This is a genomic window from Streptomyces cylindrosporus (genome assembly GCF_022698165.1).
Lineage (GTDB): Bacteria > Actinomycetota > Actinomycetes > Streptomycetales > Streptomycetaceae > Streptomyces > Streptomyces cylindrosporus.
Genome location: NZ_JALDAY010000007.1, coordinates 12,763 through 31,903, shown reverse-complemented (window position 1 = coordinate 31,903; position 19,141 = coordinate 12,763). Strand labels below are relative to the sequence as shown.

General features: G+C 70.9%; 11 protein-coding genes. 6 read left to right on the top strand and 5 right to left on the bottom strand.

What is annotated here, in order from left to right; translation table 11 throughout:
* Positions 1-44: 44 nt before the first annotated feature.
* Entirely contained in the window at positions 45-2,111 is a 2,067-nt protein-coding gene (locus MQP27_RS22820) for a SpoIIE family protein phosphatase (RefSeq protein ID WP_242767191.1), read from the bottom strand.
* Between the two features lie 191 nt (positions 2,112-2,302).
* Here MQP27_RS22820 and MQP27_RS22815 point away from each other — a divergent pair, with 191 nt between their 5' ends.
* The gene (locus tag MQP27_RS22815) at positions 2,303-4,774 is read left to right on the top strand and encodes a SpoIIE family protein phosphatase (protein ID WP_372511281.1); all 2,472 of its coding nucleotides are present in this window, start codon (positions 2,303-2,305) and stop codon (positions 4,772-4,774) included.
* Positions 4,775-4,841: 67 nt separating this feature from the next.
* On the opposite strand, the gene MQP27_RS22810 is transcribed toward MQP27_RS22815, so the two are convergent.
* Together MQP27_RS22810 and MQP27_RS22805 are read right to left on the bottom strand one after the other, a co-directional pair.
* Positions 4,842-7,028, bottom strand: a complete 2,187-nt coding sequence (locus MQP27_RS22810) for an MMPL family transporter (protein WP_242767189.1) — start codon at positions 7,026-7,028, stop codon at positions 4,842-4,844.
* Positions 7,029-7,211: 183 nt separating this feature from the next.
* Entirely contained in the window at positions 7,212-9,395 is a 2,184-nt protein-coding gene (locus tag MQP27_RS22805) for an RICIN domain-containing protein (RefSeq protein WP_242767188.1), read from the bottom strand.
* Between the two features lie 219 nt (positions 9,396-9,614).
* On the opposite strand from MQP27_RS22805, the gene MQP27_RS22800 reads away from it, so the two are divergent.
* The 3 genes from MQP27_RS22800 to MQP27_RS22790 all read left to right on the top strand — a co-directional run bounded on the left by MQP27_RS22800 (position 9,615) and on the right by MQP27_RS22790 (position 12,513).
* The gene (locus MQP27_RS22800; protein WP_242767187.1) at positions 9,615-10,034 is read left to right on the top strand and encodes a YciI family protein; all 420 of its coding nucleotides are present in this window, start codon (positions 9,615-9,617) and stop codon (positions 10,032-10,034) included.
* A 5-nt stretch (positions 10,035-10,039) separates the two neighbouring features.
* Entirely contained in the window at positions 10,040-11,185 is a 1,146-nt protein-coding gene (locus MQP27_RS22795; protein ID WP_242767788.1) for an RNA polymerase sigma factor, read from the top strand.
* Between the two features lie 173 nt (positions 11,186-11,358).
* Positions 11,359-12,513 carry a hypothetical protein gene (locus tag MQP27_RS22790; protein WP_242767186.1) on the top strand — a complete coding sequence of 385 codons (1,155 nt, stop codon included), beginning with the start codon at positions 11,359-11,361 and terminating at the stop codon, positions 12,511-12,513.
* A gap of 251 nt (positions 12,514-12,764) precedes the next feature.
* On the opposite strand, the gene nhaA is transcribed toward MQP27_RS22790, so the two are convergent.
* Together nhaA and pepN are read right to left on the bottom strand one after the other, a co-directional pair.
* Positions 12,765-14,633 (bottom strand): Na+/H+ antiporter NhaA, encoded by a 1,869-nt coding sequence (nhaA, locus tag MQP27_RS22785; RefSeq protein WP_242767185.1) that lies wholly within the window; start codon positions 14,631-14,633, stop codon positions 12,765-12,767.
* 217 nt (positions 14,634-14,850) lie between these two features.
* On the bottom strand, positions 14,851-17,289 hold the full coding sequence (gene pepN, locus MQP27_RS22780; protein ID WP_242767184.1) for an aminopeptidase N: 2,439 nt from the start codon (positions 17,287-17,289) through the stop codon (positions 14,851-14,853).
* A gap of 209 nt (positions 17,290-17,498) precedes the next feature.
* On the opposite strand from pepN, the gene tnpA reads away from it, so the two are divergent.
* Positions 17,499-17,873 (top strand): IS200/IS605 family transposase, encoded by a 375-nt coding sequence (tnpA, locus tag MQP27_RS22775; RefSeq protein ID WP_308289974.1) that lies wholly within the window; start codon positions 17,499-17,501, stop codon positions 17,871-17,873.
* Positions 17,870-19,078 carry an RNA-guided endonuclease InsQ/TnpB family protein gene (locus MQP27_RS22770; protein WP_242767183.1) on the top strand — a complete coding sequence of 403 codons (1,209 nt, stop codon included), beginning with the start codon at positions 17,870-17,872 and terminating at the stop codon, positions 19,076-19,078. The genes tnpA and MQP27_RS22770 overlap by 4 nt, the downstream gene beginning before the upstream one ends.
* The last annotated feature ends 63 nt before the right edge of the window (positions 19,079-19,141 follow it).

Sequence of the window (19,141 nt, the reverse complement as noted above, 5' to 3'; positions counted from 1 at the left end):
TGCGTCCCGCATATGAGAACGCGGCTCGGGCGACCCCGGTTCCGCTACACCGCCCGGGCGACCAGCAGCGCGACATCGTCGTGGTCGTCGGGATGGCGCAGGCCGTAGAGCAGCAGGTCGCAGGTTTCCTCCAGCGGGCGGTGGGGTTCGTCGAGGAAGCTCAGCAGGAGGTTGAGACGGTCGTCGATCGCGTGGTGGCGGGTCTCGACGAGGCCGTCGGTGTACAGGACCAGCAGGTCGCCCGGGTCGAGCCGGGCCGTGGTGGTCTCGAAGGTGATGCCGCCGACGCCCAGCGGCGCCCCGGGCGGCAGGTCCAGCAGTTCGGCGGCGCGGTCCGGGCCGGCCAGCGCGGGCGGCATGTGCCCGGCGTTGGCGATGCGGCACAGCCGCGTACGCGGGTCGTACACCGCGTACAGGCAGGTCACGATGTAGTGCTCCAGATCGCAGGTGATCTTGTCGAGATGCTGGAGCACGGCGTCCGGCGCGAGGTCGAGGTCCGCGTAGGCGCAGGTCGCGGTCCGCAGCCGGCCCATGGTGGCGGCCGCGTCGATGCCGTTGCCCATCACGTCGCCGACGACGAGTGCGGTCTTGTCGTCGGACAGCGGGATGACGTCGTACCAGTCGCCGCCGACCTCGCTGGTGGCCTGCGCGGGCTGGTAGCGGGAGGCGAGTTCGAGGCCCGCGTGCTCGGGCGGATGGTCGGGCAGCAGACTGCGCTGGAGGGTGAGCGCTGTGTTGCGCACGCTCTGGAACCAGCGGGCGTTGTCGATGGCCACCGCCGCACGGCCGGCCAGTTCGGCGGCGAGCACGACGTCGTCCTCGTCGAACGGCAGGGGATTGCGGGTGCGCTTGAGGTCGAGGGCGCCGAGCACCTCGCCGTGCGCGATCAACGGCACCGCGAGATACGAGTGCACCCCGGCCCGCGCCAGCAGCGAACCGGCCTCCGCGTCCCGGGCGATCCGCGGCAGATCCTGGTCGCCGACATGCCGTACCAGCACCGGTCTACCGGTGTGGACGCACAGCGTGACCAGGCGGTCCCCGTCGTAGGCCGCGAGCCCTCCCGGCGGGTCGGCGGCGCGCAGTGCCACGGTCGGATGCGCCGCCTTGAGGGCGAGGGCGCGGAAGAGCTCGGGTCCGTCGTCCGGCCGTCGCGAGCGGCGGCAGGCCAGCGCGGAGTCGAGTACGTCCACGGCGACCACGTCGGCGAGCGCGGGCACGGCGATCTCCGCCAGCTCCCGCGCGGTCTCCTCCACCTCCAGCGTGGTGCCGACCCGCACGGAGGCGTCGGCGATGAGGGCCAGCCGGCGCCGGGCCCGATCCGCCTCGGAGGCCGCGCGGTGGCGTTCGGTGACGTCGACGACCGAGGTGGCCGCGCCCAGCACCCGGCCGCCGGGGTCCTCCAGGCGGTAGAAGGACAGCGACCAGGCGTGCTCGTGCTCCGGGTCGGTCGGCGGGCGGCCCACATGGTACTGGTCGAGCAGCGGGGTGCCGGTGGTGAGCACCTGGCGCAGCGCCGACTCGATGGTGTCGACGTCCGGCAGGGGCAGGGTCTCCCGCAGACCGCGGCCCACGTGGTCCTCGGCGGGGATGCCGTCGATGCGCTCCAGCGCCGGGTTGACCAGCAGGTAGTGCAGATCGGGGTCGAGGAGGGCCAGCCCGATGGGGGACTGGTCGATCAGCCGCTCGCACAGCGCCAGATCGGTCTCGACACGCTGCAACAGGGTGTGGTCGGCGGCGATGCCCAGCGCGTAGACGTCCCCGAGGTCGTCCTGGAGCCGCATGTTGCGGAACTCCATGATCCGGCTGCTGCCGTCCTTGTGCCGGATCGGGAAGGCGCCCGCCCAGCTGCGCCCCGTCTCCAGCACCTCCGAGAACAGCCTGACCACCGCCTGGAGGTGCTCCGGGTGGATGAACAGCCGGGCCGCGTACTTGCCGAGCGCCTCCTGCGCCGTATACCCGAACAGCTCCTCCGCCTGCGGGGTCCAGAACACGATGCGTCCCTCGGCGTCGACCACCACCGCGGCCACGCTCAGGACGTCCAGCACACCGGTCGGCGGGGGCGACTCGGTACCGGGCACACCGGCGTCGGGCTGGAAGGATTCGGCTGTCATCCCGGAACCACCTCCACCGTTCCACCGGGGCACGCGACGCCGCACGGCGTCGCCGCACCATCCGGGTTCCGACCAGCGGCCCTTCCATGCTCCCTCCGCCACGCCGGGGGCGGAAGCGCAACGGGCCCCACCAGGGCCGTGCACATCGGCCGCACAAGCAGGAACATGGTCCTGTACAGCACGGCACCCGGATGGCACCCATGGACCCTGCGCTAGAAGCGTCCGACGGGCCGCGGCCCGCAGCACCGCGCGATCTCCTCGACGCGTCCACCGACGCGGCGGCGATCGTGTCCGCTCAGGGCGTCGTGCTCGCCTGGACCCGCGCCGCCGAGGCCCTCCTGGGCCACCCGGCGTCCGAGGTGGTCGGCGGCCCGGCCGCTCGCCTGGTCGCGATGGCCGGGGACCCCGCCCGGGTGGCCGGCGTGGCGGAGCGCTGCCGCGCCGGGATGGGCTGGAACGGCCACATCGCCCTACGGCACCGCGACGGCCGGTCGGTCGACGTCGACCTGCGGGTGTCCGCGTCCTTCCGGCTGGGCGGGGACGAGTGCTTCCTGATGTCGGCGCGTGAGCAGCGCGCGCAGTGGGCCGTCGGCCAGTCCGTCCTGGACGGCTTCCTCACCCGCTCCCCGGTCGGCATGGCGGTGATGGACCGCGAGCTGCGCTACGTCTGGCTGAACGACACCCTCGAACGGTTCGGCGGCGTGCCCCGCGAGCAGCGGCTGGGGCGCCGGCTGAGCGAGCTGCTGCCCGGGCTGCAGGCGGCCACCATCGAGGGCCTGATGCGCAAGGTGCTGGAGACGCGCGTCCCGGTCACCGACTACGAGTACCTCGGCTGGAGCTGGGCCGACCCGCACCGCCAGCACGCCTACTCCACGTCCTTCTTCCCGCTGGTGGACGCCGACGACCTGGCCACCGGGGTCTGCTACATGGTCCAGGACGTCACCGAGCGCTGGAACGCCCGCCGCCTGCTGACGCTGGTCAACGAGGCCGGTGCCTGCGTCGGCACCACGCTGGACGTCATGCGCACGGCCCAGGAACTCGCCGACTTCGCCGTCCCGCGCTTCGCCGACTTCGTCGTCGTGGACCTCCTGGAACCCGTACTGAGCACCGAGGGCCACGGCGCCTGGCTGACCGACGCCGGGCCCGCGACCGTCGGACCGGTGATGCGCCGCGCCGGCATGAGCTCGGTGCGCGAGGGCTGCCCGGAGGCCGTGGCACGGGTGGGGGACCGAGCGGGCTTCCTGCCTCCCTCGCACGACGTGAACCTGCTCATCGACGGCGAGCCCATCCTCATCCCGGTCCTCGACCCCGCCGACGAGCGCTGGGTCACCGAGCAGCCCGAACGGGCGGCGCGGATCCGGGAGTTCGGAATGCACTCCCTCATCTCCGTGCCCATGCGGGCCCGCAACACCGTCCTGGGGCTGACCACGTTCATCCGGTCCCTCAACTCCGTCTCCTTCCAGCCGGATGACGTCCTGCTGGCCCGGGAGCTGGTCGCGCGGGCGGCGCTCTGCGTCGACAACGCCCGCCGCTACACCCGCGAGCACACCGCCGCGATCACCCTCCAGCGCAGCCTGCTGCCCCAGGCCCTGACCGGCGGTACCGCGCTGGAGGTGGCCTCCGCCTACCTGCCGGCCGACCCGACGGACGGCGTGGGCGGCGACTGGTTCGACGTGATCCCGCTCTCCGGGGCCCGGGTCGGGCTCGTCGTCGGCGACGTCGTCGGTCACGGCATCACCGCCGCGGCGGCCATGGGGCGGCTGCGCACCGCCGTGCAGACCCTCGCCGACATGGAGCTGCCGCCCGACGAACTCCTCGCCCACCTCGACGACCTGGTGCTGCGGCTGAGCGCGGAGAAGACCGACGAGGAGGCCGCCGACCGGGGCGCCTCCGCGTTCCTGGGCGCGACCTGCCTCTACGCCGTCTACGACCCGGTCACCGGCCGCTGCACGATGGCCAGGGCCGGCCACCCGCCGCCCGTCGTGATCAGCCCCGACGGGCAGGTCTCCTTCCCCGAGCCGCCGGCCGGTCCTCCGCTCGGGCTCGGCGCGATGGCCTTCGAGGCCGGCGAGATCGAACTCGCCGAGAACAGCGTCCTGGGCCTGTACACCGACGGCCTCATCGAGGGCGCCGACGGCGACATGGAACGGGGGATGACCCGGCTCGGCGCCCTCCTGGCCCGCTCCGACACCGACCTCTCCGCCCTGTGCACCTCCGCCGTACGGCAACTCGTCCCCGTACCGCAGCCCGACGACATCGCCCTCCTGCTGGCCCGCACCCACACCCTGGGCGCCGACCAGGTCGTCTCCTGGGACGTGCCCGTCGACCCGTCCGCCGTCGCCGACCTCCGCGCCCGCGCCACCCGCCAGGTCGAGGCCTGGGGCCTGGACGACCTGGCCATGACCACGGAACTCGTCGTGAGCGAACTGGTCACCAACGCGATCCGCTACGCCGAGCCGCCCATCCGCCTGCGCCTGCTCCGCGACGCCAGCCTGACCTGCGAGGTCGCCGACGCCAGCAGCACCGCGCCCCGCCTGCGGCATGCCCGCAGCACCGACGAGGGAGGCCGCGGCCTCTTCCTGGTGGCCCAGCTGACGGACCGCTGGGGCGCCAGGTACACGGCCGACGGGAAGATCATCTGGGCGGAGCAGGAGATCCCGTGACCGCTACCGCCTGCCCTCGGGAGGATGGTCGGGCCTGCCGAGCGGAGACCCGACCTCCGTGCACCGGCTACCTGCGGCGCCCCGCCGGATCCTGCTGCGCGACGCCGCTCCGGTCCTCCCCACCGGAGACCTGGTCCGACACGGCGCCCCCGGCCGCCGCTTCCTCCGCGCGGTCGCCGTGCCCCGGCCACCAGGCCGCGTGGCCGATCAGCGCCGTGAGGCTCGGCGTGAAGAACATCGCCATCACGAACGCGGCGACGGCGATGCCGAAGGAGACCGCGAAGCCCATCTCCGTGAGCAGGGAGTTGCCCGCCAGCATCATCGTGGCGAAGGTCGCCGCCAGGATGAAGCCCGCCGCGGCCACGGTCGGCCCGGCGTGCCGCAGCGCCATCCCGGCCGCCTCGCGCGGCTCGCGGCCCTCACGGGCCTCCTCGCGCAGCCGGGCGATCATGAGGATGTTGTAGTCCGTGCCGATGGCGACCACGAACAGATACATGATCACCGGGAGCATGAACATCAGGCCCGGCTTGCCCTGCCCCTCCTGGAAGATCCACACCGTGGCGCCGAGGGTCGCACCGAAGCCCAGACCCACCGACGCGATCAGGTACCAGGGGGCGACCACACTGCGCAGCAGCAGCCCCAGGATCAGCATGATCAGTACGGCCGCCACGGGGAACACCGTCCGGTAGTCGTGGTTGACCGCCGCGTCGATGTCCTTGTAGATCGACGACATGCCGCCGACCACCGCTTCCGTGCCGTCGGGGGCGTCGGAGTGGGCGACGTCCCGCACCCTGCCCACCGCGTCGATCGCCTTGTCCGTCGACGCCTCGTACTTGAGCGTGACGGTGAAGTCCGCGGTGGTGCCCGCCTTGTTCACCTGGGACATACGGGCGCTCGCGACCCCGTCCACCGCGCCGAGCCTGCGCGCGTACGCGTCGAAGCCGGACCGGTCCAGCGGCTTGCCGTCGGTGCTGGACAGGTAGACGTCGGTGGGGGCGGCGGCGCCCGCCGAGTACGCCTTCTGCATCTCGTCCTGGACGACCATCGACTCCTTGGTCTTGGGCATGGAACCCGAGGCGAGGTCGAAGGTGGCCTTGTAGCCGAGGATGCCCAGCGACAGCGCCACCAGGACGAGACCGGACACCGCGGCGGTGAGCGCCGGGCGGCGCTGCACGCCACGGCCCAGGGCGGCGAACCTGGCGTTCTCGGGCTCCCGCTGCCAGGTCTTCGAGGGCCAGAAGACCTTCGGGCCGATGAGCGAGACGACGGCCGGGATCAGGGTCAGGCCCGCGATCAGGGTGACGGTGACCGCGATGGCCAGGGCCGGGCCCATCTGCTTGAGGAACCCGAGCGTGGACAGCGCCAGCGCGAGGAAGGCGATGATGACCGCCCCGGCGGCGGAGGCGATGGCCTCACCGACCCGGCCGACCGCGTTGACCATGGCCTCCTTGGGCTCGTCACCGGCACGCAGCCGCTCCCGGTAACGGAACATCAGGAACAGGAAGTAGTCCGTGCCGACGCCGAAGAGCACCACGATCAGGATCGACGAGATCGAGCTGTTGGCCTGCAGGCCGAACAGCTTGGTGGCGTACGCGATCAGCCCGTTGGCGATGGCCGAGACCACGCCGATCAGGATCAGCGGCAGTACGGCCAGGATGGGCGCCCGGAAGATGATCAGCAGCGTGACCAGGATGATCACGAAGGTGCCGATGCCGATCAGCGCCTGACCCCGCTTGGAGGAGTCCTGCTGGTCCAGCGCCTGGGCCGCCGAGCCGCCGAGCTTCACGTCCAGATCGGTGCCCTTGGCGAGCTGCTTGACGTCGTCGCGCAGGATCTTGGCGGCGTCGGCCTGCTTGGGCTGGCCGGCGTTCTTGCTGTCCATCTGGACCAGGGTCATGGTGTACCTGCCGTCCTTGGACGGCTGGCCGGGGACGACCTTCTGCACCTGGTCGATGTGCTTGGCGGACAGCTCGGAGGTGATCCGGGCGACGTCCTTCTTGTCGGCGGCGGTCAGCCTGCCGCCGTCGGTGCGCTGGTAGAGCGCGATCGCGGAGGGGGTGAAGGCGCTGGGGAACGCCTTCTCCTGCAGGTCCGCGGCCTTGATGGACTCGTAGCTCTTCGGGAGGAAGCTGCTCTCGTCACTGTTGGAGGGCAGACTCGGAGCCGTGGCGACGATCGCCACCGCGGCGATCAGCCAGGCCACGATCGTCCAGACGGGATGTCGGACGACCGTGCTGCCAATACGTCGGAACATGCGGGGGGTCCTCCTGGGTAGGAAGATCACCGCAGCCCGGGGAGCGGTCCCTGGCACCGGCGACCTCGACCGGCACACTCCGTCGGGCCGGTCGAATGGTTGTCTTCGGCTCCCATCGTAGTGATCAGAGAGCACGGGCCCGCCGGGTTTTTTCCGTTGCCGGCGGGCCCGCCTGGGCGACTGCTACGGATAGTTGCTCAGGTTGGCCACGTTGGAGCCGGAGTTGGAGGGGCCTCCGGTGTTGTTGATGACGTGGCTGATCGTGCCGGTGCCGCCGAGGGAGACCGTCACCATGCTGGTGAAGCGGACGCCCGAGTTGTTCGGTGCCTCGATGGCGCGTGCGGCGACGACTGCCGGGTTGACGTTGAAGTAGCAGTAGCTGCCGAGGCCGTACGCCTGATGGCTGGTGACCGAGTCGGCGACCTTGTAGGCGGCGTAGCCCTGGGTGGAGCCGTTCATCCAGGCGGCCTGGTTCGGCGGGTCGTAGGGCATCTCGTTCTGGAAGAAGTAGGTGCGGCCGCCGTTGCCGTTCCAGATGGTCTGGTACTTCTGGAAGTGCTCCACGAACAGGCCGTACATGGTGACGTTGTCGCCGTTGACGATCAGGCCGGTGTCCGCGGTGTTGCTGGTCCAGCCGACGCCGCTGCCGTGGTCGGCGCGCCAGATCCACATGTGGTCGCCGATGACGTTGTCGCTGTTGACGATCAGGCTGGTGGTCGCCTTGCCGACGCCGGCGCCGCCGACGCGGAAGTAGACGTCGTGCAGGGAGGTCGGGTCGGCCGTGTGGGAGGCGGTGGAGCCGGTCGGCCCGACCTCCAGCAGGGAGGGCGAGTTGGTCGTGCCCGCGTCGAAGAGCAGGCCCGCTATCTTCACGCCGTCGACGTCGGCGACCTTCATCGCGGTGACGCCGTTGTCCGGGACGAAGGTGGCGAGCCCCAGACCGAGTACGACCGTGTCGGCGCGGTTGATCTGCAGGGTCTGGTCGAGGTGGTAGACGCCGGGGGTGACCAGGAGGTTCTTGCCCGCGGCGAGCGCGGAGTTGATCTGGGCGGCGGTGGCGCCCGGCTTCACGACGTAGAAGGAGTCCAGCGACAGCGAACTGCCCGAGGCGCCGTTCGCCCAGCTGGTGCCGGAGGAGTTGGAGCGCAGCGACGGCACGAACACCTGGTAGGCGCCCGCCGCGTCGACGTACAGGAAGGGCTTCTCACGGGAGACCGGGCTCTGCGCGACCGTGGTGTACGGCGGGCTCGGGAAGCTGGTCGCGGGGACGCCCGTGCTGCCGGTGAAGACCATGTTCCAGTTGGAGCCGGTCCAGCTGCCCAGCTGGGAGTTGCGGGTCAACCACTGTTGCTGCGAACCGGAGTTGACCTGGCCGTCGATCTTGCTGTCGGCGAGCAGGCCGCCGCTGGACCAGCCGCCGTCGTCCAGCGCGAGGTTGCCGCGCAGATGCATACGGCGGTACGGCGCGGCCTGCGAGACCGCCCAACGGTCGCTGCCGGAGGCCGGGTTGACCGACAGGTTCTCGGCGCCGCGCCAGAAGTTCTGGGTGGCGTTGCCCTGGAACCAGTCCGCCTCGGCGTGCACCGCGCCGTTGATCGTCACCGCGTCCGGTGACAGGCCGAGGCCCAGCACCTGTGTGTAGAAGCCGACGTTGACGTCCGCGTCGTAGGAGCCCGGCTTGAACAGCACGGCGTAGCGCTGGGAGCCGAACTGGTTCGTCTCCTGCTGCTGGAAGATCGAGTTCAGCTTGCTCTGGATCGTCGAGGACGACATCGACGGGTCGAAGACGACGACGTTCGGGCCGAGATCGGGGTCGGCGGCCGACTGGCTCACGGGGACCACCTGGAAGCGCTGGGCGGCGGTCCCGTTGCAGGTGTACTGCACGAACTGCACGCTGTCGGCGGTCGAGGCGCCGGGATCGTCCAGGCACTTGCCGCTGTTGCGGTTGACGAAGTGGTAGGCGCCGCCGCCGTCGTCCACCGGCAGCCACTGCTGGTTGGCGCCGCCGCCGTAACTCCACAGATGGACCTGGGCGTTGTCGGCGGTGGAGACGTCGGCGACGTCCACGACCTGGTTCGTGTCGCCCGCGTTGTTGATGCGGACGTACCCGTCGCTGGTGGCGGTGAAGCTCCAGCGCTGGGCCGTCGTGCCGTTGCACGAGTACTGCTGGACGACGGTGCCGTTGGCGGTGCCGGCCGCCTTGGCGTCGAGGCAGCGGCCGCTCGCGGCGTTCATGACGGTGGCGAAGCCGGTGGGCAGTGCGGTGCTCGCGGCCTGCGCGGGAGAGCCGGCGAGCAGGCCCGCGGAGAGGGTCAGGGCGGCGACCGCGAGGACGGGGGACGCGGAGAGGGGCCCGGGTCTGGCCATGGGTGGGGTGGCCTTTCGTGGGGGTGGCGTTGCCCGGTGAAACTAAAGGTACGGACCACTTCCGTCAAGGTGTGAAGTAAGAGTTGAGGGAAGGGGATTGGGGATCGGAGTCCCGCTCCCGGAAAAAAGTCGGACGGAGATGTCGAGAACCCGCCGCCTGCTCCGTCCCCGGGGTGAACGCGGCCACAATGGGTCGCACCAGTACCGAGGAGCATCACGATGGCCAAGTACCTGCTGCTGAAGCACTACCGAGGCGCCCCGGCCGCGGTGAACGACGTGCCGATGGACCAGTGGACGCCGGAGGAGATCTCGGCGCACGTGCAGTACATGAACGACTTCGCGGCCCGGCTGGAGAAGACCGGCGAGTTCGTCGACAGCCAGGCGCTCGCCCCGGAGGGCACGTTCGTGCGGTACGACGGCGAGGGGCGGCCGCCGGTCACCGACGGCCCGTTCGCCGAGACCAAGGACGTCATCGCCGGCTGGATGATCATCGACGTGGACAGCTACGAGCGGGCCGTCGAGCTGGCCGGGGAACTGTCGGCCGCCCCCGGCGCGGGCGGGAAGCCGATCCACGAGTGGCTCGAACTGCGCCCCTTCCTGGGCGCGTCCCCCACCATCCCGGAGTGCACCTTCAAGTGACCCCGATCGACGAGGCCCTGCTCAGAAGCCTCACGCCGGGCGTGCTCGGCGTCCTCGTCCGCCGCGGAGCCGACTTCGCGGCGGCCGAGGACGCCGTACAGGACGCGCTGGTCGAGGCGGTCCGCGTCTGGCCGGACGATCCACCGCGGGACGCCAAGGGCTGGCTGGTCACGGTGGCCTGGCGCAAGTTCCTCGACGCGACCCGCGCGGACGCCGCCCGCCGCCGGCGGGAGGACCGCGTCGACGAGGAGCCGCCGCCCGGCCCCGCACCCGGCACGGACGACACGCTCCAGCTCTACTTCCTGTGCGCCCACCCCTCCCTGACCCCGTCGTCCGCGGTCGCACTCACCCTGCGCGCGGTCGGCGGGCTGACCACCCGCCAGATCGCCCAGGCCTACCTGGTGCCCGAGGCGACCATGGCGCAGCGGATCAGCCGGGCCAAGCGCACCGTCTCCGGCGTGCGCTTCGACCAGCCCGGCGACGTCGCCACCGTCCTGCGCGTCCTCTACCTCGTCTTCAACGAGGGCTACTCCGGCGACGTCGACCTCTCCGCCGAGGCGATCCGGCTCACTAGGCAGCTCGCGGCCGCGATCGACCACCCCGAGGTGGCGGGGCTGCTGGCGCTCATGCTGCTCCACCACGCCCGGCGGGCCGCCCGGACCGCGCCCGACGGCGGTCTGGTGCCGCTCGCTGAGCAGGACCGGAGCCGGTGGGACACGAAGGCGATCGCCGAGGGCGTGGGAATCCTCCAGGCGGCCCTCGCCCGCGACCGCCTCGGCGAGTTCCAGGCGCAGGCCGCGATCGCCGCGCTCCACGCGGACGCGCCGACCGTCGAGGAGACGGACTGGGTGCAGATCGTCGAGTGGTACGACGAACTCGCCCGCCTGACCGACAGCCCCGTCGTCCGCCTCAACCGCGCCGTCGCGGTCGGCGAGGCGGACGGCCCGCGCGCCGGGCTGGCGGCACTCGCCGCACTGGACGACGCGCTGCCTCGCTACGCCGCCGTGGCCGCCTACCTCCACGAACGCGACGGCGACCTGACGACGGCGGCCCGCCTGTACACCGAAGCGGCCCACAAGGCCCCCAACATCGCCGAACGCGACTACCTGACCCGCCAGGCGGCGCGGCTCAACACCCGCCGGGATCGCTAGGCGGTGTCTGTATGATCGATTGACTGGTCACCGGGAGTGCTTCCTGTGCGCCCAGCGTGTTCATCCGTGCGCCGTCGGAAGTCGCTGCGACCGCCCACCTGCACCGGGGACGCTGGCAGTGAAGTAGCCGGTCGCCCCGTGGACCGTGAACCCCGTGAGAGTGGGTGCCTGTCATGGCGCAGGAGCAGTGGTTCTATCCCGATGACCTCAAGGACGACTTCCAGTCATCCGCGCTGCCGCCCGAGCGCAGGGCCGAAACTCTGGCGCACACCTGGGAGTACAACCGGTGCGTGGTCCCGGAGTTCACCAACTGGGACCGTTATATCGCTCTGGCCCGGTTGGGCGGCATCGCGATCGTCGCCGAGGTGTTCGGCGACCTGGTGGACGTGCTCGGCGACGACCCCGTCCTGGGCTACGACATCGACGTTCTACTGGACACGCTCTTCGGGGACAGCCAGGTGCGCGAGCCCATGGCCCGCGAGTACCGGGCCTCCTTGCTGCTGATGACGGAGAAGTCGACCGGGCGGCGCGACACCGAACTCATGCGCCGGTACGTCGACGCGCTGGCCCATTCGCCCCAGGACTGGTTCCGGCTGCGTGACTGCGACGGCATGTTCCGCTTCTACGTGGCTGCCGCAATCGCCTGCAACGACGACGACGCCTGGCTCACCGAGGACGAGAACCGCCTGCTCACCGAGATCGGCGAAGTCCTCTACGACGCCGTCGCCTTCCACAAGCACCGGGCCGAGGGAGAAATCCACAACACCTACGCTTACGCCGGCGGCGAGATTCGCGAGGACGCCTACGGCTCTTACCGGCAGGCCCTGTGGGACTTGGACACCCGCTGGTCCGGCACAGTCGCCGGACGCTGCGCGGTCAACTTCGCCCGCTTCGTCGGGGGACCGATCCACCAGATGATGCGCCGCTACCGGTTTGTCGAAGACGGCCTGATGGTCGGCAAACCGGAGACCTCCGACGTCGTGGCCGGAGCGCGGCACAACGCCAAACTCTGGTACCGCTTCGAAGCCGAGACCACCCCGCCGACGGGCAAGGAACGCTACGAGGCCGTCATGGATCAGGCCGACCGTGTCCTGTTCCCCGGCATGGCCCAGATGCTCAACCGTCCCGACCGGGACAAGTGCCCTCGCTGTCGCCGCCGGGACTCCTACGGAGCCGAGGCTGCTGGGCAGTTCGGCGGCGTCGAACTGTGCGAGGCATGCCGCAGCCGGTGGGGCGACCATCTGCGCACCTTCTCAGCCCGCGCCACACGTACGCTGGCCACGACCCCGAACCGCTCCAGGCCCGCCGAGGAAGCGCACGTCGCATGATCGAGGCATCGACCCCAGGCGGCCCCATCCGTGCTGCGTCGGCAGCAACGCCGCCGCTCCCGCCGCGCGGCCGCCGAGGCGTTGCGGTCCATCCGGGCGGACAGGGTGCGCGCACCAGCCGAGCGATCAGCGGGGCATGACGCGAGTCGAGACAGGCGCGGCGTGCTCGATGATCCGGTCGAGGCCGACCGTCCCTACGCCCCCGGCATGGAACAGTTCGTCCGCAGCCGGCAGCGGCGACAGGCATGGCCTCAATCGACCGCGGCCAGCGCCGCCCGGTCCCGTGCCGCTCGTACTGCCGCTGACAGGGACTCCACGTCGTACGCGCCGAAGTGCCTGCGGCCGTTGACGAAGAACGTCGGTGTGCCCGAGACGCTGCTCAGGTCCGCCGACTCCACGTCCTCCGCCACCCGCTGAGCCCCGGCCCGCGCCCGCAGATCCCGGCGGAAGGCGTCGAGGTCGAGGCCGACCTGCTCGGCGTACCGCAGAAGGTCCTTGAGCCGCAAGTCTCCCTGATGGCTGATCAGGACGTCGTGCATCTCCCAGTAGCGGCCCTGCAGCGCCGCCGCCTCCGCCGCCTCGGCGGCGAGCTGGGCGTTGGGGTGGACGTCCGGCAGCGGCAGATGGCGCCACACGTAGCGCAGGTCGTCGCCGAAGTCGGCGAGCAGCTCGCGCACCACCGGCTCGGCGAGACCGCAGTACGGGCATTCGTAGTCCCCGTACTCGACCAGCGTCACCGGCGCGGCGAGCGGACCGCGGATGTGGTCGCGCTCGGTGTCGACGGGTTCGCTGAGGTCGACGATGGGGTGCCCCTCGCCGAGCAGGGCCCGGGTCCGCGCCTGCGCCGGCAGCAGGGCGATGACCCGCGTCACCGCCCAGGTGATCAGGAAGGAAGCCAGGACCGCCGCGAGAATGCCGATCTTCGCCTCTTCCAGCCGCGGTCCGTCGAAGGCGAGCGTGGCGATCAGCAGCGACACCGTGAAGCCGACCCCGGCCAGACTGCCGCCCGCGGCGATGGCCCCCCAGCCGATCGGCGGCCGCAGCCGCCCCCGGCTCAGGCGGATCGCGACCCACGTGGAGCCCAGGATCCCGACCGGCTTGCCGACGACGTACCCGAACAGGATGCCTAGCGTGATCGGCGAGGTGAAGGCCGCTGACAGCCCGTCCGCGTCGATCGTCAGGCCCGCGTTGGCCAGCGCGAACAGCGGCACGACGACATAGCTCGTCCAGGGATGGATCATCCGCTGGAGCCGCTCGTTGGGGGAGAGCGCGGAGGCCAGACCGCGGCGCAGGTCGCGTTCGAGTTCGGGCGTCGGCTGCTCCCGGAAGCCGCGGAACAGGCGGCTGACCCGCTCCAGGGCGTGCCGCTCGGCCGGATGCGCGTAGGTGAGCAGGCCCATGGCCAGACCGCTGACCACCGGGTCCACACCGGACCGCAGCAGCGCACCCCACAGGGCGACGCCGAGCACCGCGTGGAGGGCCGAGATGCGTACTCCGGCGGAGCGCAGCAGGAGGAGTACGGCGAAGACGCCGAGTGCCGTGAGCAGCGCGGGCAGATACACCGCGCCGCTGTAGGCGAAGGCGATGACGGCCAGGGCCAGCAGGTCGTCCGTGACCGCCACGCTGAGCAGGAAGACGCGCAGACCGCCCGGCAGCCGCGAACCGAACACGGCGAGCATGCCGAGGGCGAAGGCCGTGTCGGTGGACATGGCCGCGCCCCAGCCGTGCACCGAGTCGTGGCCGGCGTTGATCCCGAGATAGACCGCCACGGGGACGACCATGCCGCTGACCCCGGCGATCACCGACAGCGCGAGACGCCGGCGCTCGCGCAGCTCGCCCATGTCGAACTCGCGCCGCGCCTCCAGCCCGACGATGAAGAAGAACAGCGCCATCAGCCCGCTGTTGACCCACTCGCGCAGTTCGAGGGAGACGCCGACCGAACCGACGCGGAACGACATCACGGTCCGCCACCACGACTCGTACGTGTCGGGCGAGACGTTGGCCCACACGAGTGCGGCCAGCACAGCGACCAGAAGGACCGCGGCGCTGCCGGTCTCGGTCTGCAGGAAGGCCCGCAGCGGACTGCGCGCCTGCTTGCCGCACTCGGTCCGTCCGGACATGGACCCGTCGGTGGCGGCCTCTGCCGTCCCTGGCGACTCGTCGTGCACGCGCGTCCTCATCCGTCGACGTTCCGGCCGGTCGGGAATCCGTGGCTCGATACCGTCGTGCGTACATCAGTGTAGTGAGCGACGGCGGTCGCGGCCGTGGACGATGTGGGCAGCAAGCTGCACGGAGCCGTGTATTCCCGTCAGAGATTCCGCTCGGCCCTCCCGTGTCTCAGGACCCCGATCCCGCACGGGACCGCAGCATCCGGCTGATCGCGTCCGAGCGTTCCAGCAGCGTCTTGCGGACGACCGGGGCCGCATCCTCGGACGCCTGCCGGGCCTTCTCGATGTACGGCTCGTCGACGGCGTGCGGCGGGAAGAGCTGGCGCGTGAAGCCCATCGCCGGGATCATCCCGCCCTGATGCAACTGGGGGATCGCGTCCAGGTAGCGCTGGGCGTACGGGGCCAGCAGGGCGTCCTGTCCCGGCCGCCAGAAGGCTTCGGCCACCTCCCGGATCGAGCTGACCGGGACCTTGCGGTCGACTGCCAGCTGCTGCCAGACCTCCGCCTTCGCGGCGGCGTCGGGCAGCGCGGCGCGTACGGTGAGCGCGCGGACCCAGGCGTCGGGGTCCGGGTCGCGTTCGAGCAGCCGTCCGGTCTCGGACGCCACGTCCCCGCCGAGTTCCGCCTCCCGGACCAGGGCACGCCACCGCAGGTCCACGTCGTCGCCCGCCTGTGCGCGCAGCCAGGCCAGGTCGTCCGCGTCCGTCGCCGTGCGGGCCAGCCCGCGCAGCGCGACCTGCCGGCGCCCCGGGTCCGCCGCGAGGCTCCGGCACGTCGCCGCCACGGCCCGCGTCAACTCGGCGCGTACGGCGTCCGGCGCCCACAGCTCGGCGATGCTCGCGGCGAGCGTGAGGTACGGCTCGATCACGGCGTCCGAGGTCTCGGCCGCCAGCACCGAGGTGATGCACCGCCCGGCCTCCGCCGCCGTGGCCTCGCCGGTCGTGAGCATGTCCCACACGGTGGCGACGGCCAGGCCCCGCGAGATCGCCGAGGGCAGGTGGGCCGCCGTACGGAAGAGGAGGTCGCGGGTGGCGGGGTCCGGGCGGGTCGTGGCGAAGGTGAGGTCGTCGTCGTTGACGAGCAGGACGTCCGCGGCGGGCGGGAGCCCGGTGACCGCGGTGCGCGGCTGCGTCACCTCGACCCGGACCAGCGCGGTCCGTTCGTACGCCTCGCCCTTCCTGGCGTACGCGCCCACCGCGAGCACCTGCGGACGCGCGGAGTCGGCGGCCACGAGCGTGACCGACTCGCCGTCGCGCTCCAGCGAGAAGCGGTCCGTGCCCGCCGTCTCCAGCCAGGCCTTGCGCCAGCCGGTCAGATCGCGCCCACCGGCCTCGGAGAGCGCGTCGATCAGGTCCTGGAGCGTGGTGTTGCCCCAGGCGTGGCGGGCGAAGTAGGCCGCCATGCCGGCGCGGAAGCGCTCTTCGCCGACGTACGTCATCAGCTGCTGCAGGACGGAGGCGCCCTTGGGGTAGGTGATGTTGTCGAAGATCGACGCGGCCTGGGCGACGTCGTGGATGGGCTGGTGGATCGGGTGGGAGGCGGGTCCCTGGTCGGACAGGTACGCACGGAGCTTGTCGTCCGCGAGATGACCGGCCCACGCGTCGGTGTACCGGGTCGCGCGCTCGGCGGCCCAGTGGCAGGCGAACTCGGCGAACGCCTCGTTCAGCCAGAGGTCGTCCCACCAGCGCATGGTGACGATGTTGCCGAACCACATGTGCGCCATCTCGTGCAGCAGCACCTTGGCCAGCAGCTCGCTCTCCGCGGGCGTCGGCACGGCCCGCCGCAGGAAGGCGTCGGACCAGGTCACACAGCCGTAGTTCTCCATCGCGCCACCGAACTCGGGCACGAACACCTGGTCGTACTTCCGCTGCGGGAACGGCATCGCGAAGACCTCGGCGTAGAACGCGAGACCCTGACCGGTGAGGGTGAACATCTGGTCGGCGTCGCGTTCGAGGACCTCGGCGAGCGAGCGGCGGGAGTACAGACCGAGGTCGTGGCCGTCCACCTCACGGCGGATCTCGTGGAAGGGCCCCGCATTGACGACGGTGTTGTACGAGGACAGCGGCGGCGTGTCCGGGAAGGCCCAGCGGCGCGCCGTACCCAGGTCCTCGACGCGCGCGTCGCCGGAGTTGCTCGTGACGGTCCAGGCGGCGGGGGCCGTGACGGTGAAGGCGTGCGGGGCCTTGAGGTCGGGCTGGTCGAAGCAGGCCCAGACGAAGCGGGCCTCGTCGGGTTCGAAGGACATCCACACGTAGACCTCGCCGTCCGCGGGGTCGACCGCCCGGTGCACGCCCTCGCCGGTGGCCGTGTCGGCCTGGACGCTCTCCACCCGCAGCACGTTGTGCCCGGCGAGCGCGGGCAACGCGATGCGGCCGTCGACGGCGGGGGAGAGGGGCGTGCCGTTCAGCGTCGCGCCGCGTACGTCGGCCGCGCAGTCGACGAAGGTCTCCGCGCCGGGCTCGTGGCAGGTGAAGGTCACGGTGGACACGCACCGCACCTCCGGGCCGTCGGGCAGCGCGGTGAGGTCGATGTCGACGTCGTACCGCTCCACGCTCAACAACGAAGCCCTGCGCTCGGCTTCGGTACGGGTCAGGCTGCGGATCCCCATCAGTGCCAGGCCAGGGGATGCCCCGCTGTAGCGGGGTGGGGAAGGGCTTCTGTGGATTGCTCTGACCTTGACCGGGTGCGTGAATCTGCACTGTTCACCTGTATCGCCTTTCTGCCGCATTGGACCTGTTGCGTTTGTATAGTGATCGTGGGGTTGTGACCAGGAAGGTTCGCCGGTTTTCCGGCGGTGTGTAAGACCTCGGGCCCCACGTGGTGTGGTGCCCGAAGTACTGCCGTCCGGTCCTCGGTGACCAGGTCACGGAAGGCATTGAGGAGCTGACCCGGCACAGGGCAGACGAGCGCGGGTGGGAGGTCATCGCTCTTGAGGTGATGCCCGACCGCGTACGCCTCTTCGTCAAGCACGATCCGAAGTTCCCGCCCTCGTGCGTGGCCAACCAGTTCGAGGGCTGCACCTTCCACGTCCTGCGCGCGGAGTTCTCGCACCTCAAGAGCCGCATGGCCACGCTGTGGTCGTCGTCGTACTTCGCCGCATCGGTTGGCGCGGGGTGGGCGGCCACGGGGGAGAAATACATCAACACCCAGTGGGAACGCCCCGGGAAGAAGGACAAGGAGGCGCACGCGTGATCCGCACCTACAAGTTCCTTCTGCGTCCAACGGCAGGTCAGCAAGCCGCGTTGCGGGCGATGCTGGCCGACCACTGTTCGCTCTACAACGGGGCGTTGCAGGAGCGTCGGGACGCCTACCGGCACGGCTCGAAGACCTCGATCACGTACGGGGATCAGTCCGCCCAGCTCAAAGCGATCCGGGCGTTCGACCCGGAGCGTCAGGGCCGATGGTCGTTCTCCAGCCAGCAGGCCACGCTCAGGCGGCTGGACAGGGCGTTCCAGGCCTTCTTCCACCGCGTCACGGCGGGGCGCACGCCGGGCTACCCCAGGTTCAAGGGCATCGGGCACTTTGACACCGTCACCTTCCCCAAGGACGGCGACGGCTGCCGCTGGGCCTCCACCCCCAACGACCGGCAGACCCGCTTGCGCCTTCAAGGTGTCGGGCACGTCCGTGTTCACCAGCACCGGCGAGTGCGGGGCCGTGTCAAAACGATCTCGGTCAAGCGGGAGGGTAACCGCTGGTACGCCGTCCTCGTCTGCGACAACGTACCCGCCGATGAGCTGCCGCCCACGGGCGCGATCGTCGGCATCGACATGGGCGTCGTCCACTTCCTCACCACCTCCGACGGCGTGCACGTCGCCAACCCGCGCTTCCTTGAGGCGATGGCCGACGAACTGGCCGAGGCGCAGCAGCACCTCGCGACATTTCCCCAACGAACCCGAAGACGCACCAAGCGCCATCGCGCGGCGGCTCGGAAGGTCGCCAAGCTGCACGGCAAGATCCGGCGACAGCGCGCCGACTTCCACCACAAGACCGCCCGCGCGCTGGTTGGTGATCACGACGTGATCGCGCACGAACGGCTGAACACGGCGGGCATGACCAAGAGCCCAGCCCCTGAGCCCGACCCCGGCCAGCCCGGCGGCTTCCTGCCGAACAATGCTGCCGCGAAGGCCGGACTCAACCGCAGTGTTCTCGATGCGGGTTGGGCGCAGTTCCTCGGAATCCTGGCGAACAAGGCTGAGAGTGCCGGTCGCCTCGTGGTCCCGGTGGATGCGCGCAATACCTCCCGCACGTGTCCCGAGTGCGGGCACGTCGCCAAGGAGAACCGCGTCACCCAAGCGAAGTTCGAATGCGTCCGATGCGGGTTCACGGCGAACGCGGACCACGTCGGCGCAACGAACGTCCTCAACAGGGCCGGGCTGGTCCTCTGTACGGCGGCTTAGCCACCGACGCAGGAAACCCACGTGTTCACGCATGGGTGGAGTCACGTGTCCTCCCTCGGCAGA

What these genes read in the sequence shown, in the direction of transcription:
- MQP27_RS22820 (WP_242767191.1), bottom strand. Translation starts at nt 2,111, where the DNA reads ATGACAGCCGAATCCTTCCAGCCCGACGCCGGTGTGCCCGGTACCGAG.
- MQP27_RS22815 (WP_372511281.1), top strand. Translation starts at nt 2,303, where the DNA reads ATGGCACCCATGGACCCTGCGCTAGAAGCGTCCGACGGGCCGCGGCCC.
- MQP27_RS22810 (WP_242767189.1), bottom strand. Translation starts at nt 7,028, where the DNA reads ATGTTCCGACGTATTGGCAGCACGGTCGTCCGACATCCCGTCTGGACG.
- MQP27_RS22805 (WP_242767188.1), bottom strand. Translation starts at nt 9,395, where the DNA reads ATGGCCAGACCCGGGCCCCTCTCCGCGTCCCCCGTCCTCGCGGTCGCC.
- MQP27_RS22800 (WP_242767187.1), top strand. Translation starts at nt 9,615, where the DNA reads ATGGCCAAGTACCTGCTGCTGAAGCACTACCGAGGCGCCCCGGCCGCG.
- MQP27_RS22790 (WP_242767186.1), top strand. Translation starts at nt 11,359, where the DNA reads ATGGCGCAGGAGCAGTGGTTCTATCCCGATGACCTCAAGGACGACTTC.
- nhaA (WP_242767185.1), bottom strand. Translation starts at nt 14,633, where the DNA reads ATGTCCGGACGGACCGAGTGCGGCAAGCAGGCGCGCAGTCCGCTGCGG.
- pepN (WP_242767184.1), bottom strand. Translation starts at nt 17,289, where the DNA reads ATGGGGATCCGCAGCCTGACCCGTACCGAAGCCGAGCGCAGGGCTTCG.